This is a genomic window from Nocardioides mangrovi (assembly GCF_020073815.1).
GTDB lineage: Bacteria > Actinomycetota > Actinomycetes > Propionibacteriales > Nocardioidaceae > Nocardioides > Nocardioides mangrovi.
Genome location: NZ_JAIQZJ010000003.1, coordinates 179,686 through 195,531, shown reverse-complemented (window position 1 = coordinate 195,531; position 15,846 = coordinate 179,686). Strand labels below are relative to the sequence as shown.

Annotated in this window: 16 protein-coding genes; 6 read left to right on the top strand and 10 right to left on the bottom strand. The window is 71.8% G+C overall.

Annotation, left to right across the window (positions count from 1 at the left end; genetic code table 11):
• Positions 1 to 2: 2 nt before the first annotated feature.
• From K8U61_RS07595 to zwf, 4 genes are all read left to right on the top strand, one after another.
• Positions 3 to 1,934, top strand: coding sequence for an anthranilate synthase family protein (locus K8U61_RS07595; RefSeq protein ID WP_224122394.1), 1,932 nt, complete (start codon positions 3 to 5; stop codon positions 1,932 to 1,934).
• Between the two features lie 98 nt (positions 1,935 to 2,032).
• The gene (locus K8U61_RS07590) at positions 2,033 to 2,602 is read left to right on the top strand and encodes an anthranilate synthase component II (RefSeq protein ID WP_224122393.1); all 570 of its coding nucleotides are present in this window, start codon (positions 2,033 to 2,035) and stop codon (positions 2,600 to 2,602) included.
• On the top strand, positions 2,599 to 3,876 hold the full coding sequence (locus K8U61_RS07585; protein ID WP_224122392.1) for an anthranilate synthase component I family protein: 1,278 nt from the start codon (positions 2,599 to 2,601) through the stop codon (positions 3,874 to 3,876). Before K8U61_RS07590 ends, K8U61_RS07585 begins: the two co-directional genes overlap by 4 nt.
• A gap of 34 nt (positions 3,877 to 3,910) precedes the next feature.
• The gene (zwf, locus tag K8U61_RS07580) at positions 3,911 to 5,356 is read left to right on the top strand and encodes a glucose-6-phosphate dehydrogenase (RefSeq protein ID WP_224122391.1); all 1,446 of its coding nucleotides are present in this window, start codon (positions 3,911 to 3,913) and stop codon (positions 5,354 to 5,356) included.
• A gap of 14 nt (positions 5,357 to 5,370) precedes the next feature.
• Here zwf and K8U61_RS07575 read toward each other — a convergent pair whose 3' ends face one another.
• From K8U61_RS07575 to K8U61_RS07540, 8 genes are read right to left on the bottom strand one after another with little or no spacing between them, the layout of a single operon-like run.
• The gene (locus K8U61_RS07575) at positions 5,371 to 6,231 is read right to left on the bottom strand and encodes an acyl-CoA thioesterase domain-containing protein (RefSeq protein WP_224122390.1); all 861 of its coding nucleotides are present in this window, start codon (positions 6,229 to 6,231) and stop codon (positions 5,371 to 5,373) included.
• Between the two features lie 32 nt (positions 6,232 to 6,263).
• The gene (locus tag K8U61_RS07570; RefSeq protein ID WP_224122389.1) at positions 6,264 to 6,818 is read right to left on the bottom strand and encodes a hypothetical protein; all 555 of its coding nucleotides are present in this window, start codon (positions 6,816 to 6,818) and stop codon (positions 6,264 to 6,266) included.
• Entirely contained in the window at positions 6,818 to 8,221 is a 1,404-nt protein-coding gene (locus K8U61_RS25395) for a sensor histidine kinase (RefSeq protein ID WP_224122388.1), read from the bottom strand. The genes K8U61_RS07570 and K8U61_RS25395 overlap by 1 nt, the downstream gene beginning before the upstream one ends.
• Positions 8,218 to 8,925: a response regulator transcription factor gene (locus tag K8U61_RS07560; protein ID WP_224122387.1), complete on the bottom strand. Its 708-nt coding sequence runs from the start codon at positions 8,923 to 8,925 to the stop codon at positions 8,218 to 8,220. Before K8U61_RS07560 ends, K8U61_RS25395 begins: the two co-directional genes overlap by 4 nt.
• Positions 8,926 to 8,971: 46 nt before the next feature.
• Positions 8,972 to 9,850 (bottom strand): fructosamine kinase family protein, encoded by an 879-nt coding sequence (locus tag K8U61_RS07555; protein WP_224122386.1) that lies wholly within the window; start codon positions 9,848 to 9,850, stop codon positions 8,972 to 8,974.
• On the bottom strand, positions 9,847 to 10,359 hold the full coding sequence (locus tag K8U61_RS07550) for a low molecular weight protein-tyrosine-phosphatase (protein WP_224122385.1): 513 nt from the start codon (positions 10,357 to 10,359) through the stop codon (positions 9,847 to 9,849). Before K8U61_RS07550 ends, K8U61_RS07555 begins: the two co-directional genes overlap by 4 nt.
• A gap of 7 nt (positions 10,360 to 10,366) precedes the next feature.
• Positions 10,367 to 10,771, bottom strand: a complete 405-nt coding sequence (locus tag K8U61_RS07545) for a phage holin family protein (RefSeq protein ID WP_224122384.1) — start codon at positions 10,769 to 10,771, stop codon at positions 10,367 to 10,369.
• Positions 10,772 to 10,783: 12 nt separating this feature from the next.
• Positions 10,784 to 11,488, bottom strand: a complete 705-nt coding sequence (locus K8U61_RS07540; protein ID WP_224122383.1) for a GntR family transcriptional regulator — start codon at positions 11,486 to 11,488, stop codon at positions 10,784 to 10,786.
• A gap of 81 nt (positions 11,489 to 11,569) precedes the next feature.
• On the opposite strand from K8U61_RS07540, the gene K8U61_RS07535 reads away from it, so the two are divergent.
• The gene (locus K8U61_RS07535; RefSeq protein ID WP_224122382.1) at positions 11,570 to 12,460 is read left to right on the top strand and encodes a dimethylarginine dimethylaminohydrolase family protein; all 891 of its coding nucleotides are present in this window, start codon (positions 11,570 to 11,572) and stop codon (positions 12,458 to 12,460) included.
• Here K8U61_RS07535 and K8U61_RS07530 read toward each other — a convergent pair.
• On the bottom strand, positions 12,451 to 13,794 hold the full coding sequence (locus K8U61_RS07530) for a carotenoid oxygenase family protein (RefSeq protein WP_224122381.1): 1,344 nt from the start codon (positions 13,792 to 13,794) through the stop codon (positions 12,451 to 12,453). The genes K8U61_RS07535 and K8U61_RS07530 overlap by 10 nt on opposite strands.
• A 61-nt stretch (positions 13,795 to 13,855) precedes the next feature.
• Between K8U61_RS07530 and K8U61_RS07525 the strand changes: the two genes are divergently transcribed.
• Positions 13,856 to 14,446 (top strand): TetR/AcrR family transcriptional regulator, encoded by a 591-nt coding sequence (locus tag K8U61_RS07525; RefSeq protein WP_224122380.1) that lies wholly within the window; start codon positions 13,856 to 13,858, stop codon positions 14,444 to 14,446.
• Here the strand turns inward: K8U61_RS07525 and K8U61_RS07520 are convergent.
• The gene (locus tag K8U61_RS07520; RefSeq protein WP_224122379.1) at positions 14,439 to 15,830 is read right to left on the bottom strand and encodes an amino acid permease; all 1,392 of its coding nucleotides are present in this window, start codon (positions 15,828 to 15,830) and stop codon (positions 14,439 to 14,441) included. The two genes, K8U61_RS07525 and K8U61_RS07520, sit on opposite strands and share 8 nt — an antisense overlap.
• Between the last annotated feature and the right edge of the window lie 16 nt (positions 15,831 to 15,846).

The window sequence follows — 15,846 nt, the reverse complement described above, 5'->3', positions numbered from 1 at the left end:
CCATGACGACGAACCAGATCTCTGCCCGGGAAGCCATCGCGGCCGTCCAGGGGCACGAGGCCTGGGCGATCATCCGACGCTCCACCAGGGCCGGTGACCGCGCCACGGTCGGCGTCGTCGGTGGCGCGCGACGCGTGGTCGAGTCGATCCTCGACGTCCCGCTCGAGGAGGGCGTGCCCGAGGGCGGCCACATCGCCGACCGGCTCATCGCCGTGCCGTTCCGGCAGGTGCGCGAGCGCGGCTTCGAGGCCCACGACGACGGCACCCCGCTCGTCGTGGTCGACGTCGAGACCGAGCTGGAGTTCTCCGTCGCCGAGGTGCTGGACGCGATCGACGACACCGGCATCGAGTTCGCCGACCGCGGCGGCTTCGAGACCGACGACGACGAGTACGGCAAGCTCGTGCGCACGATCATCGACGACGAGATCGGCCAGGGCGAGGGCGCCAACCTGGTGATCGGGCGCCACTACCGCGCCACCGTCGCCGACTGGGGAGCCGACAAGGCGCTGACCGTCTTCCGCCGGCTGCTCGAGCGCGAGCGCGGGTCCTACTGGACCTTCGTCTTCTTCACCGGTGACCGCTACCTCGTGGGCGCGAGCCCCGAGCGGCACGTGTCGATCCACGACGGCGACGTCCGGATGAACCCGATCAGCGGCACCTTCCGGATCCCTCGCGAGGGTGACGTCAAGGGCCAGCTCCTCGACTTCCTCCACGACGAGAAGGAGATCTACGAGCTCTTCATGGTCGTCGACGAGGAGCTCAAGATGATGTGCGACATCTGCAGCGAGGGCGGCCAGGTGCTCGGCCCGTTCCTCAAGCCGATGAGCCGTCTCGTGCACACCGAGTACCTCCTCGCCGGCCGCACCGCCCGCGACCCCCGCGAGGTCCTGCGCGACACCATGTACGCCGCGACCGTGACCGGCTCGCCGGTGGAGAACGCCTGCCGGCTGATCCACCGCTACGAGACCGAGGGCCGCGGCTACTACGGCGCCGCGCTGGCGATCCTGGGTCGCGACGAGAAGGGCGGCCCGATCGTGGACAGCCCGATCGTGATCCGCACGGCCGACGTCGGGCTCGACGGCCGGCTCCGGGTCACCGCCGGCGCGACCCTGGTGCGCGACTCGGACCCGGCGTACGAGGTCGCGGAGACGCACGCCAAGGCCGGCGGCATCCTCAGCGCCTTCGGGCTGGTCGAGCCGGCGCCGGTGCCGACGACCGACATCGCCGAGCTGGTCAACGACGAGGACGTCCTGCTGACCCTCAACCAGCGCAACCGCCGACTCTCCCGCTTCTGGCTGACCGACCAGGGCGGTGCTGCGCCGGACCCGGGCCTCCGGGGCAAGTCGGTGGTGATCCTCGACGGCGAGGACGACTTCGTGAACATGCTGCGCCACGTCCTCGGCGTGCTCGGCATGACCTCGACCGTCGTCCGCCACGAGGACTACGCGCCGGGTGTGCTCGACGGCTTCGACCTGGTGATCGTCGGGCCGGGTCCCGGCGACCCCCGCGACGGCGACGACCCGAAGATGGCGCAGCTGCGTGCGGCGGTCGCGGAGCTGATGGCGGCGGAGCGGCCGTTCCTCGCCGTCTGCCTGGGCCACCAGGCGCTGTGCCACCACCTGGGCCTGCCGCTGGCCTACAAGGACATCGTCTTCCAGGGCACGCAGTCGCCGGTCGAGATCTCCGGACGCACCGAGCGGGTCGGCTTCTACAACACGTTCGTCGGTCGCGTCGGCTCCGCGGAGGTGCCGGAGGGCGTCGAGGTCGAGGCAGATGTCCAGACCGGTGACATCCACCTGGTGCGTGGTCCGCACTACCGCGGCATCCAGTTCCACGCTGAATCCATCCTCACCGAGCACGGCTACGACCTGCTCCACGAGCTCGTCGCCGACCTTCTGGTGTTTCGGGAGACAAGCGACTCGGCAGGCCGCTAGGCTCCGGCACGTACTACGGCGGAGTCCGCTCATGGGCCCGGTGAAGACTGCCCCCCAGCTTCATCGGGCCCTCCGCTATTTCTGAGTAGGTTGACCCCGTGATCGCGACGCGCGTGGTCGTGGTCGACCACCACGACTCCTACACGTGGAACCTCGTCCACCTGGTCGCCGCGGTCACCGGCACGCTGCCGACCGTCGTGCAGCACGACGAGGTCACCGCCGCCGAGGTGCTCGCCTTCGACCACGTCGTCCTCTCGCCCGGGCCCGGTCGCCCCGACGTCCTCGCCGACTTCGCCGTCGGCCGCGAGGTCCTCACCGCCGGCACCCGCCCGGTGCTCGGGGTCTGCCTCGGCATGCAGGGGCTGGTCACGGCGTACGGCGGCACCGTCGACCGCATCGAGCCGGCCCATGGTGAGGTCGCCGAGGTCACCCACGACGGCCGCGGCGTCTTCGCCGGCCTGCCGTCACCGCTGAAGGCCGTCCGCTACCACTCGCTCGCGGCCCTCGACGTGCCGCCCGCGCTCGAGGTCACGGCCCGCGCCGAGGATGGTGTCGTGATGGGGGTGCGGCACCGGTCGCTGCCGCTCGAGGGCGTGCAGTTCCACCCCGAGTCGGTCCTCTCCGAGCACGGCACCGCGCTGGTGGCCAACTTCCTGGGGCGGTCGTGACGGATCCCGTCCCGTTCTTCCGGTCCGTCGCCGCCGACCACCCCCGCTGCTTCTGGCTCGACGGCGGCGGCGCCCGCGAGTGGTCCGGCCGCCGCTCGCTGGTCGGCTGGCTCGACCCCGACGACGTCTCGATCTCCTACGACGCCGGCGCCCGCGTCGTGCGCCGCCATGCCGGCGGGCGCTCGGAGGTCGTCGGGGACGACGTTTTCGACGTCCTCGCCGCCGAGCTGGCCGCCGGCCCGCCCGACGCCCAGTGGTTCGGGTACCTCGGCTACGCCTGCCGCCCCGACCTCCCCGCCCTCGTCGGCTCCGACCTGCCCGACGCCGTCTGGATGCGGCCGCACCACGTCCGGCTGTTCGAGCACGAGGGAGTTTCATCGGCCGGCCGACAGATCTCACGCCGGGACGACGAAGCTTCATCGTCCCGGCAGGAGTTTCATCGGCCGGCCGATGAAACTCCCCCGGCCTACACCGCCGCCTTCGACCGGGTCCAGGAGCACCTGCGGGCGGGCAACAGCTACGAGGTCAACCTCACCTACCGCGAGCAGCGGGAGAGCGAGGTCGACCCGGTGACGGCGTACCTGCGCCTGCGCGAGCTCAACCCCGCGCCGTACGCCGGCTTCCTGCAGCACGACGTGCCTGGGGCGGAGGCGTGGCTGCTCAGCAGCAGCCCGGAGCGCTACGCGCTGATCACCGCCGACCGGACGCTGGAGACCAAGCCGATCAAGGGCACCACGCCCCGCGGCAGCACGCCCGCGAGCGACGAGGAGCAGCGCACCAGGCTGCGCGACGACCCGAAGTTCCGCGCCGAGAACCTGATGATCGTCGACCTGCTGCGCAACGACCTCTCGATGGTCTGCGCGCCGGGCAGTGTCGCCACCCCGCTCCTGATGGAGGTGGAGTCCTACGAGAGCGTGCACCAGCTGGTCAGCACCGTCCGCGGCCGGCTCCGCGACGACGTCACCACCGTCGCCGCGCTGCGCGCGCTCTTCCCCGCGGGATCGATGACGGGCGCGCCCAAGCTGCGCACCATGCAGGTCATCGAGGAGGTCGAGGACAGCCCGCGCGGGGTGTACGCCGGCGCCTTCGGCTGGGTCAGCGCCGACGGCCGCGCCGACCTCGGCGTGGTCATCCGCAGCCTGACGACCACCGGCGACGGCCGGTGGAGCCTCGGCACCGGCGGCGGCATCACGGTGCGCTCCGACGTCGCCGAGGAGTACGCCGAGGCCGGCTGGAAGGCCGACCGGCTGCTCCGGGTTTTCGATCGGCGTTGATCACCCTGTAACCGCAGGTGACTACGGTGGGGGCATGGAGAACGGACACGTCATCGTGCTGTTCGGCGCCACGGGCGACCTGGCCAAGCGCAAGCTGCTGCCTGGGCTGATGCACCTGTGGCAGGCGGGCCTGATCGACGACTCCCGGATCGTCGGAACCTCGATGGACGACATCGACACCGAGCAGTTCGTCGACATCGCCCGCCAGGCCTGTCACGAGTTCGGGAAGCACGGGCAGCAGGACGCGCGCTGGGACGAGTTCGCCGCGCTGCTGAGCTTCGTGCCCCACATGGCCGGCCCGCCCGCGCTCGCCGACGCGGTCCGGGCCGCGGAGAGCGAGCTCGCCCGCGGCGGCCGCCCGGTCGACTTCCTCCACTACCTGAGCGTGCCGCCGAAGGCCGCCCTCGACGTCGTCCACCAGCTCGACGCCGCCGGCCTGGTCAAGCAGTCGCGGATCGTGATGGAGAAGCCCTTCGGCACCGACCTCAAGACCGCGGTCGAGCTCAACGAGCGGCTCCACCAGGTCTTCGACGAGAGCCAGATCTTCCGGATCGACCACTTCCTCGGCAAGGAGGCGGCCCAGAACATCCTCGCCTTCCGCTTCGCCAACGGTCTCTTCGAGCCGATCTGGAACCGCAACTTCATCGACCACGTCCAGATCGACGTTCCCGAGACCCTCGGCCTCGAGGACCGCACCCGCTTCTACGAGAGCACGGGCGCCTACCGCGACATGGTGGTCACCCACCTCATGCAGGTGCTGGCGTTCATGGCGATGGAGCCGCCGACGTCCCTGGCGCCCGACCCGATCAGCGACGAGAAGCTCAAGGTCTTCCGCTCGATGCGGCCGCTCGAGCCGCACAACGTCGTGCGCGGCCAGTACGCCGGCTACCGCGACCACGACGAGACGGCCGACGACTCCGACACCGAGACGTTCGTGGCGCTCAAGGTCGAGATCGACAACTGGCGCTGGGCGGGCGTGCCCTTCTACCTGCGCACCGGCAAGAAGATGGCCGAGGGCGCGCGGATCATCTCGATCGCGTTCAAGGAGCCGCCGCTGACGATGTTCCCGGCCGGCTCCAACGCGGGTACCCAGGGTCCCGACCACCTCACCTTCGACCTCGCCGACCAGTCGAAGATGTCGCTGTCCTTCTACGGCAAGCGGCCCGGGCCGGGCATGAAGCTCGAGAAGCTCTCCATGCAGTTCGCGACGCACGAGACCTCCTCGGCGTACGCCGTCCTCGAGGCCTACGAGCGGCTCATCTACGACGCGCTGCGCGGCGACCACACGCTCTTCACCACCGCCGAGGGCATCGAGACGCTGTGGGAGAAGTCCGCGCCGCTGATCCAGAACCCCCCGCCGGTGCGCGTCTACTCACCCGGATCGTGGGGACCCAACGCGATCCACCAGCTCGTGGCGCCGCATGCCTGGCGGCTGCCGTTCGAGCGCTCGTGGCGCGAGCACAACGTGATGGGCCAGTAGGCGCTCGCCCCTGCTCACACCTGCCGGCGCTCGCCGTCGTCGGTGTACTCCACGCCGGAGAGGTTGACCGTCCGGCCGGCGTTGGCCAGCGCCGCCACGATCACCGTGCCGAGCGGCCCCTCCCGGTCGTACATCGTCGCCGTCCCGACGGCGATCCCGTCGTGCTCGACCCGGTCGGTGGCGAGCAGCCCGATCTCGGTGCCGGCCGGCGGCCGGGCGAGGGTCAGGGCGATGTCGGTGTTGATGTACTCCACGCCGCCGGTGCCCCAGTTGGTGACCATGCTGGCGCCGTCGGCGATCGCGGCGGCCGCCTGGAAGCCGGTCAGCCGCTCGCCCGCGACGACCGGGAAGGAGCTGTTCCACGACGCCTTGCGCCCGGCGTTCTGGTGCTCGCGGAAGTCCTGCGACCACGCGCTGTCGGAGCGGAAGAAGGGCACGTGCGCGCTGGTCGCCGGCGGAGCCACGTCGAGCGGCGGCGGGGACGGCCGCTCGGCCGGCTCCCAGACCTCGCCGGGCGCGGCCGCTGTCGGCTTGAGGAAGGTCGCCGAGGCGCGCGCGACCCGCTGGCCGTGCTGGGTCATCGTCACGTCGACCAGGCAGATCCGCGAGCCCTCGCGCACGACCTCGGTGTTGAACGAGCACGGCTGCATCCGCGCCGGCTTGAAGAGGTCGACGGTCCACCGCGCGGGGATCAGCTCGGGCCGGTCCACCGCGGCGAGCTGCTGCTCGGCGGCCCGCGCCAGCGCGCCGCTGAGGGCGACGCCGTGCATCTGGTCGTCGCTCCACATGCTGCACGCGGGCTGGTTCGGGAGCAGGGTGTCGCCGTCCTTGCGGAAGTAGGCGACGTCGGTGCGGTCGAACGGGGTGGCGGTCACGGCGCCATTGTGGCGGTTGCGGGAAACGACACCTAGGCGTCGCTCGGGTCCGGCGCGGCGGCGGCCAGGGTCGCGAGCAGCGCCTTGGTCACCGCGACCAGGTCGTCCTCGTCGTACGGCGCGAGCTGGGCGGCGTTGACGCTCTGCACGAGACCCTCGGTCTCGACGAAGCCGGTGACGGCCGCGGCGTTCTTCTTGGTACGCACCGCGATCCGGGCGGACGTTGCCCCGTCGACGTCGATCGACCTCAGCTGGTCGCTGGCCGAGCCCATCGCGTCGAGCGCGGCATCCAGGCCGCCGTCGTAGAAGACGTAGCTGACCTCGAAGGCCGCGTCGCCCTTCTGCTTCGGCAGGAACGCGCAACGCGGCGAGTCGGCGGTGCCGGTCTGCATGGTGAGCTTCTCGCCCGCGATCCGGCTCACCTCGGCGGCGGTGATCCCGTCGCACGGCGTCCAGCCGACCCCGGCCGCCTCGGACGCGGCGTCGGACGCCGAGCCGTCGGAGCCGTCGGAGGAGCTGCAGGCGGACAGGGACGTGGCGAGGACGGCGGCCAGCACGAGGGCGGCCGCGCGAGTGGGCGTGCGCATCAGGCGGGGGTCCAGTCGGGTACGGGGGTGCGGGCACCGGGCAGGGACATGACGAGGCGGGCGCCGCCGTACGGCGACTCGTCGACGTGCACCGAGCCGGCGTGCCGCTCGACGGCCTGGCGCACGATGGACAGGCCGAGGCCGGAGCCCGGCATCGAGCGGGACTCGCGCGCCCGGTAGAAGCGGTCGAACACGTGCGGTCGGTCCTCCTCGGCGATGCCCGGTCCCTCGTCGTCCACGCTGAGCACGCCCTCGGCGAGCCGGACGTGGATGGTGCCGCCGGACGGGCTCCACTTGGCGGCGTTGTCGAGCAGGTTGGTGATCGCACGCTCGAGGCCGGCGCTCTCGCCGACGACGTACCAGGGCTCGGTCTCGACCTCGATGGCGATGCCGGTGGCCCGGCGGCGGACCCGGGCGACGGCCCGGTCGAGCACCTCGGGCAGGTCGACCGGCTCGACGACGTGGGTGAGCGGCTCGTCGCGGGCGAGCTCGACCAGGTCGCCGATGAGGGTGGTCAGCTCCTCGATCTGCGCGCGGACGTCGTCGAGCAGCTCGGCGCGGGCCTCGGGCGGGATCAGTCCGCCGGTCTCGTCGGCCTGGCTGAGCAGGTCGATGTTGGTGCGCAGCGAGGTGAGCGGGGTGCGCAGCTCGTGCCCGGCGTCGGCGACCAGCTGGCGCTGGCGGTCACGGGACGCCGCGAGCGCGGTGAGCATCTGGTTGAACGCCGTGGCCAGGCGGGCGATCTCGTCGTCGCCCTCGATCGGCAGCGGGGTGAGGTCCTCGGTGCGGGCGATGTCCTCGACCGAGGTGGTCAGCCGGCGCACGGGCCGGAGCCCGTTGCGGGCCACCGCCCAGCCGGCCATGCCGGCCGCGATCACGCCGGCCGCGCCGAAGAGGAACATGACCAGGCCGAGCTTGCGGAGCAGGTCCTCCTGCGAGTCCAGCGACTGCGCCAGCATGATGGTCTCGCCGGTGTCGTGGTGCACGGCGACCACGCGCCAGCGGCTGCCGTCCGTGCCGATGATGGTGCGGACCGACTCGTGCGTGTCGCCCTGCCAGACCTTGACCTCGGGGCTACCGAGCTCGAACGGGACGTTGGGGTCGCTGCTGACCCCCTTCGGGTTGTTCTGGAGGAAGCAGGCCACCCACACGTTCGCGGCCTGCTGGAACGCCGTGGTCACCGACCCGCTCTGGCACAGCTCGGCGGACGCGGTCTCGGCGCGGTGGATCAGCGAGTCGTCGGTCGTGGCCGTGAGCTGCATGCGCACCGTGACGTAGGCGCCGAACGCGACCAGCGCGACGGTGGCGCCGGCGGCCAGCGCGGTGAGCACGGTGACGCGGGAGGCGAGCGACCGGCGGTAGTGCCATCGACCGTCGGGTCCCACGGTGGGGAAGACGGTCACGATTCCTTCAGCACGTAGCCGACGCCGCGCACGGTGTGGAGCAGCCGCGGCTCCTCCTCGGCCTCGGTCTTGCGGCGCAAGTAGCCGACGTAGACCTCGAGGGAGTTGGCGGTCGTGGGGAAGTCGTAGCCCCAGACCTCCTCGAGGATGAAGGAGCGCTCGAGCACGCGCCGCGGCCGGCGCAGGAACATCTCGAGGAGGGTGAACTCGGTGCGGGTCAGCTCGATGGTGCGCTCGCCGCGGCGCACCTCGCGGGTCGCGATGTCCATGGAGAGGTCGGCGAAGGAGAGGAGCTCGTCCTCGGCGCCCTCGTCGCGCGGGACGACGCGGCGCAGCAGGGCGCGGATCCGGGCGAGCAGCTCCTGGAGGGCGAAGGGCTTGGTGAGGTAGTCGTCGGCGCCGGCGTCGAGGCCCTCGACCCGGTCGCCCACGGCGTCGCGGGCGGTGAGCACGAGGATCGGGATGTCGTTGCCGGCGGTGCGCAGCGCCTTGGTGGTCTCGATGCCGTCGAGCCGCGGCATCATCACGTCCATCACCACGACGTCGGGGGCGACGGCGGCGATCCGGGCCAACGCGTCGGCGCCGTCCTCGGCGAGCGCGACGTCGTACCCGTTGAACTCCAGCGACCGCCGCAGCGACTCGCGGACCGCCTTGTCGTCGTCGACGACGAGGACGCGCGGCTTGGGTGCGGTCGTGCTGCTCACGGGGCCACTCTGCCAGCCGAGCCTGAACCCGGTCTGAGAACGGCAGTCACGTGTACTGAGCCGCCACCTCGGCGGCCCGGGCGGCATAGCCGCCGCCGAAGTGGCAGGCGTGCACCAGGAGCGGGAAGAGCTGGTGCAGGGCGACCCGGTCCTCCCACCCGTCGGCGAGCGGCGTCTCCTCGAGGTAGGCGTCGAGCACGCGGGGCAGGTGCGGCAGCCCGAAGAGGGCGAGCATGGCGAGGTCGACCTCGCGGTGGCCGCCGTACGCCGCCGGGTCGATCAGCCACGCCTGGCCGTCGAGACCCCAGAGCACGTTGCCGTTCCAGAGGTCGCCGTGCAGCCGCGCGGGCGGCTCGTCCGGGAGCAGGTCGGGCAGCCGGCCGACGACGGCCTCGATGGCGGCGGCGTGCTCGCCGTCGGCGTGGCCGCGGTCGCGGGCGAGCTTGAGGTAGGGCAGCACCCGGCGCACGGCGTAGAACTCGGCCCAGGTGTCGGCGGGCCGGTTGGGCAGCGGCAGCCGGCCGATGTAGGAGTCGGGGGAGCCGTCGCGGTCGAGGCCGAAGCAGGGGGCGCCCGCGGCGTGGGTGCGGGCGAGCGCGCGGCCGAACGCCGCCGCGGCGTCGACGGTGTTCTTGCCCGGCTCGACCCAGCGCACGATGACGCACTCGTGGTCGACGCCGAGCACCTCGGGCACCTGCACGCCGCCGTCGGCGGTGGTCTCGGCCAGCCAGCGCAGCCCGGCGGCCTCGTCGGGGAAGAAGTCGTCGGGGGCGTGGGGGAGCGTCTTCATCAGTGCGGTGGTGCCGTCGCTGAGGCGCAGCCGGGTCGCGGTCGCGATGTCGCCGCCCGCGACGGGGGCCGTGGCCACGACCGACGTGCCGAGGAGCGTCTCGGCACGTTGCGCGACCAACGGCTGGCGGGTCACGGTCGGCTGGTGTCCCAGGGCCGTTCGGCGAGCAGGGCCTCGACGAGGGCGGACGCCGTGCGCTCGACCATCCCCAGCACCTCCTCGAAACCGTCGGGCCCACCGTAGTACGGGTCCGGCACGTCGGTGCCCGGATCCGTGGGGTCGAGGTCGCGGAACTTGCGGGTCCGTTGCCCCGGCCCACCGAGGTCCGCGAGGTTGGCATCGTCCATCGCGAGGTAGAGGTCGGCGGGCTCGGGGTCGTCCGGCCCGCACCACTGCCGGGCGCGGTGCCGGCTCGCGTCGTACCCGGCCGCGGTCAGCGTCGCCGCTGCGCGCCGGTCCATCGGCTGCCCGACGTGCCAGTCGCCGGTGCCGGAGCTGGTCACCGTGACGACGTCGTCGAGCCCGGCGTCCGCCACCCGCTCCTCGAGCACGACGTGGGCCGTGGGGGAGCGGCAGATGTTCCCCAGGCAGACGAGCTCGACGTGATAGCGGCCGGGCGTGCGGGCCGGCGGGAGCGGGGTCACGCCTCGCTCACTCGGCGTCGGTGCCGAAGACCATCCCGACGATCCAGGTGACGATCGTGATCACCAGCGCGCCGCCGATCGTGGTCCAGAAGCCGTCCACGGTGAACTTCACGTCGAAGAGGCCGACGATCCACTCGGAGAAGGCCAGCATCAGCGCGTTGGTGAGCAGCAGGAAGAGGCCCAGCGTCACGATGATGAAGGGGATCGACAGGATGTTGATGATCGGCTTCACGAACGAGTTGACGATGCCGACGATCAGCGCGACGAACACCAGCGGCCAGAACTTGTCGGTCCAGTCCTGGGACGCGGTGTTGGCGGCGGTGCCGAAGTAGATGCCGTCGAAGATCCAGGCGGCGACCGCGACGGCCACCGCGTTGGTCCCCAGCCAGCCGAGGAACTTGAGGATGCCCACGGGTCCAGCCTGTCAGTCCAGGCGCAGCGCGTCGAGGATCGAGGCCTCCGCGTCGGCGAGGTGTCGCTCCAGGAAGTCCGCGGCCCCCGTCACGTCGCCGCGCTCGAGCAGCATCACCAGGGCGGTGTGGCTGTCGGCCTGGTCGTGGGCGTTGCGGCGGATCCGGTCGACCTGCGCGAGCGCGAGCTTGAGCTCGACCATCAGGCTGTCGGCCATGGCGACCAGCCGCGGCGAGCCGGTGAGGCCGACCAGGGACACGTGGAAGGCGAGGTGGCGCTCGTTGAGCTCCTGGTACGACGCACCCGAGCGGACCGCGCTGGTGTAGGCGACCAGGGAGGTGCGGACGGCGTCGCGCAGCGTCTCGTCGGCGTCCGGCCAGCGGCGTACGCCGGCGCCCTCCAGCACCCACCGGGCGCGGCAGATGTCGCGGACCGAGTCGCCCTCCGGGGTGGAGATGGCGACGCCGCGGTTGGGCTCGCGGACGGCGAGCCCCTCGGCGACCAGGATGCCCAGCGCCTCGCGCACGGTCGGCCGGGAGACGCCCAGCGACTCCGCGAGGGCGACCTCGCGCAGCGGCGTGCCCGACTCGAGCTCGCCGTCGAAGACGGCCCGGCGCAGCTCGTCGGCGACGCGGTCGACGGTCGAGGACAGCTCGAGGTGCAGCGTGCGGAACGGCGAGCGCTGTTCTCCCGGGGAGGGGCCCGTCGGCTGGGACATGGCGCCTATTGTGCTCTACACTCTCCATGTCAGATTGTCTGACAATCAAGCAATCATGCGGACAATGTCGAGGAGGGTTCCGTGGAGCTGAGCTGGGGTCGCCGCTACGTCGCGGTCGAGCCGACCCACTTCCGGGTCGAGTACGTCATCAACCCGTTCATGGATCCCGACGACCAGCCCGACCCGGCGCTCGCGATGGCCCAGTGGCGCGAGCTCGTCGCGACCATCGAGCGGCACGGCGGCACCGTCGAGGCGCTGCCGCAGCGCGAGGACGCCCCGGACATGGTCTACGCGATGAACCTCGGCCTCGGCCTGGTCCGCGAGGACGGCCAGTCCCACGTGGTGATGTCGCACATGCGCTACGCCGAGCGCCGGATGGAGACCTCCTCCGCGCAGCCGTGGTTCGCCGAGCGCGGCTTCACCACGTCGTACGTCGGCCGCGACGGCGTCGGCGCCCACCTGGAGGCCGGCGACGCCTTCGCCTTCGGCGACGCCCTCGTCGTCGGCTACGGCCCGCGCACCGAGGAGCTCGCGCTCAAGCACCTCGCCACCGAGCTCGGCATCCGGGTCCGCGGCCTGCGGATCACCCACCCGGGGATGTACCACCTCGACCTGGCCTTCTGCCCGCTCGACGACCGGCGCGCGCTGGTCTGCCCGGCCGCGCTCGACGAGGCGTCGGCCGCCGCGCTGCTCGAGCTCGTCCCCGAGCCGATCGTGCTCACCGAGGAGGAGGCGCTGACCACGTTCTGCGCCAACTCGATCGTCCTCGGCTCCACCGTGATCATGCCGGCCTGCCCGGACCGGGTGCGTGCGCAGCTCGAGGAGTGGGGCTTCACCGTGGTGGTCGTGGACGTGTCGGAGTTCCACAAGGGCGGCGGCTCGATCCGGTGCCTGACGAACCCGGTCGACGTCGAGATCGGCCGCGACCTCGCGGTCGTGCCCGGCGGCGAGGTCGTGCTGCCTCAGGTCTGAGCGGGGTCTGCGGCCCAGTTGCCGTGGAACCCCGCCGGGACCCGGCCGGGCAGGTGGACGGTCGCGACGTCGTCGAGGGTCGCGGCGTCGAGGATGCGCAGGTCGCTGCGTCCGGTGCCGGGGTCGAAGACGTAGCCCAGGAGGACGCCCTCGTCCTCGGCCGAGTCGGGTGCGGCCGGGACGAAGCAGAACTCGCTGACCTCCCGCCCGGCGCCCAGTCGGCGCTCGGTGGTCGTGCCGGCGACCACGTCGTGCTTGAGCACGGAGTCACCCGTCCGGACGCCGGCCGCGGCCACGCCGGCGGCGTACCCGTAGCGGTGCCGGCGACCGGTCAGCCGCTCGTCGTAGCGCGGGAACTCCTGGCTGTGCTCGTCGAAGCGGTGCTCGCGGACCTTGCCCGCGGCCGTGTCGACGGTGAAGCGGGTGAGGTACGCCGGGCCCTCGTTGGGGCCGGTGAAGTCCGTGGCGAACATCCGGTCGTGGCGGACCACGTCGATGACGACGTCGGTGCCCTCTTCGTAGGCGTTGAGGGTGTGGAAGACGTAGCACGGGTCGATCTCGAACCACCGCACGTCGGCGCCGCTGCCCTCGCGCGGGAGCAGGCCGATCCGGGCGGGGTAGTCGTCGTCCCACGAGTAGGGCAGCGGGCGGGCCGTCCCGGTGCGGAGCGTCTGGTCGATGAGGCGGTCGGTCGCCTGCTGCGGCCGCGGTGCCTCGCCCGCGACCATGCCCAGGTCGAAGGTGACCGGCAGGTCGTAGACGACGAAGTAGTGCTCGGTCAGCGCGCAGTCGTGGACCATCGGGCTGCCCGTCACCTCGATCTCGACCTGGTGCCGCACCCGGCCGTCGGTGCCGACGACGGAGTAGTCGACGAGGTTGCCCCGGGTCCAGCTGTAGGAGAGCGCGTGCAGCTCGCCGGTCGACGGGTCCTCGTGCGGGTGCGCGGTGTAGCCGCCGGTGACGGTGCCGAGCGCGTAGGGGCCGACCGTCTCCAGGTCGGTCGTGAGCTCGTACGGCGTGCCGCCCGCCTCGACCAGCGCGAGGGTGCGACCGGCGTGCTCGAGGACGTTGGTGTTGGGGGCGAAGTCGTCGCCGACCGCGCGGACGTAGCGGTTGCGGTACCACTGCGCGCGGCCGCCGCCGAGCCGGACGCCGTGCACCATCCCCTCGCCGAGGAACCAGTGGTAGCCCTCGCCCGGATCGGTGGCCGGGTTGGGTCCGATCCGCAGGTACCGGCCGTCGAGGTGGTCGGGCACCGTGCCGGAGACCTCGAGGTCGAACGCGGTGAGCTCCTCGTGGACGGGAGCGAAGTTGTCCTGCAGGTACCGGTTCATGACGCGCCTCCATAACGCTGTTATCGAGTGACCATAACGGTGTGATGGCAGGCTGGCAACCGTGCCCCCCGATCCCGTCGAGCCCGACGTCCGCCGCCGGCTGATCGAGGTCGCGGCCGACCTGCTGAGCGAGGAGGGGCCGGCGGCGCTGAGCGCCCGGCGCCTCGCCCGCGACGCCGGCACCTCGACGATGGCGGTCTACACGCACTTCGGCGGGATGCCCGCGCTGGTGCGAGCCGTGGTCGCGGAGGGCTTCCAGCGGCTCTACGACCGGGTGGCCGCGGTCGCGGTCACCGACGACCCCGTGGCCGACCTCGTGGCGTCGGCGGCGGCGTACCGCGAGAACGCGCTGGCCGACCCGCACCTCTACTCGGTGATGTTCGGCTCGGCGTCGCTCGGGGAGTACCGGCTCCGGGAGGAGGAGCTCGAGGTCGGGCTGGCCGCCTTCGCGCAGCTGGTGGCGCTCGTCGAGCGGGCGATGGCGGCCGGTGCGATCCGGCGAGGGGATCCCGAGCCGGTGGCGGCGCAGTTCTGGACCGCCCTGCACGGCTTCGTGGTGCTCGAGATCGCCGACTTCTACTCGATGCTCGACGACCCCGAGACGCAGGTGCTGCAGCCGATGCTCGCCCACCTGCTGGCGTCCCTCAGCTGATCTCGGAGGGGCTGACCTCCGCGCCCTCCCGCGGTCGCGAGAAGCGGCGGGTCACGGCGTACAGCACCAGGGCGACGCCCCAGGACAGCAGGCTGAGCAGCAGCTGGCTGCGGGTGTCGTCCTTGATGCCCATCTGCACGAGGATCGCGACGATGCCGGCGATGGCGGCCAGCGTCAGCACCGGGTAGGCCCACATCTTCACGACCAGCTCGTCCTCCGGAGTCCGCCGGCGCAGCACCAGCTGGCTGACGGCGATGAGCAGGTAGACGAAGAGGATCACCGCGCCCGAGGAGTTGAGCAGGAAGAGGAAGACCGTGTCCGGCGAGACGCGGGCGGCGATCACGCACAGGAAGCCGACGACCGTCGAGGTCAGGATCGCGCCGGCCGGCACCCCGCGGGAGCTCACCCGGGTCAGCGCGCGCGGCGCCTCCCCGCGGTCGGCGAGCACGAAGACCATCCGCGACGCCGTGTAGAGCCCGGAGTTGAGGCAGGACAGCACCGCGGTGAGGACGACGGCGTTCATGATGTCGTCGGCGTGCGGGATGCCCATCTCGGTGAAGGCGGCGACGTACGGCGACTGGCCGAGCTCGCTGTCGTCCCACGGGACGATCAGCACGAGCAGGATCATCGAGCCGACGAAGAACGTGGCGACGCGCAGGATCACCGACTGCGTGGCCCGGGCGACCGCGCGCTCGGGGTCGTCGGACTCCGCGGCGGCGACGGTGGCGATCTCGGCGCCGACCATCGAGAAGACGACCACGACGATGCTAGAGAAGACCGCCCCGACGCCCATCGGGAAGAAGCCGCCGTGGCTGGTCATCAGGCTCACGTCGAAGCCCTTGTCCGGCCACAGGCCGACGACGTAGAGGGTGCCGAGGACGAGGAAGGCGATGATCGCGAGCACCTTGATGCCGGCGAACCAGTACTCGAACTCGCCGTACGACCGCACCGAGATCAGGTTGGTCGCGGTCATCAGGACCATCAGCACGAGCGAGACCAGCCACAGCGGCGCGTCGATCCAGTAGCGGACGATCTCCGCGCCGGCGACCGCCTCGAAGCCGACGACGATCACCCAGAAGTACCAGTAGAGCCACGCCGTCGAGAAGCCCGCCCAGCCCCCGAGGGCGCTGCGGGCGTACTCCGAGAAGGAGCCCGTCGTCGGGTTGGCCGTCGCCATCTCCCCGAGCATCCGCATCACCAGGATGATCAGCACCCCGGTGATCGCGTAGGAGAGGAACGCCGACGGCCCGGTCTCGCTGATCACCGCGCCCGACCCGACGAACAGGCCGGCGCCGATGACGCCGCCGATCGCGATCATCGTCAGGTGGCGCTGCTTGAGCCCGCGCTGGAGGGTGGGGGCGCCGGGTGCCTCGGTCGTGGTCATCTCCAGGCCCTGCCCG

Coding starts and splice junctions, on each gene's coding strand:
- K8U61_RS07595 (WP_224122394.1), top strand. CDS start 3: ATGACGACGAACCAGATCTCTGCCCGGGAAGCCATCGCGGCCGTCCAG.
- zwf (WP_224122391.1), top strand. CDS start 3,911: ATGGAGAACGGACACGTCATCGTGCTGTTCGGCGCCACGGGCGACCTG.
- K8U61_RS07570 (WP_224122389.1), bottom strand. CDS start 6,818: ATGCGCACGCCCACTCGCGCGGCCGCCCTCGTGCTGGCCGCCGTCCTC.
- K8U61_RS07540 (WP_224122383.1), bottom strand. CDS start 11,488: ATGTCCCAGCCGACGGGCCCCTCCCCGGGAGAACAGCGCTCGCCGTTC.
- K8U61_RS07530 (WP_224122381.1), bottom strand. CDS start 13,794: ATGAACCGGTACCTGCAGGACAACTTCGCTCCCGTCCACGAGGAGCTC.
- K8U61_RS07520 (WP_224122379.1), bottom strand. CDS start 15,830: ATGACCACGACCGAGGCACCCGGCGCCCCCACCCTCCAGCGCGGGCTC.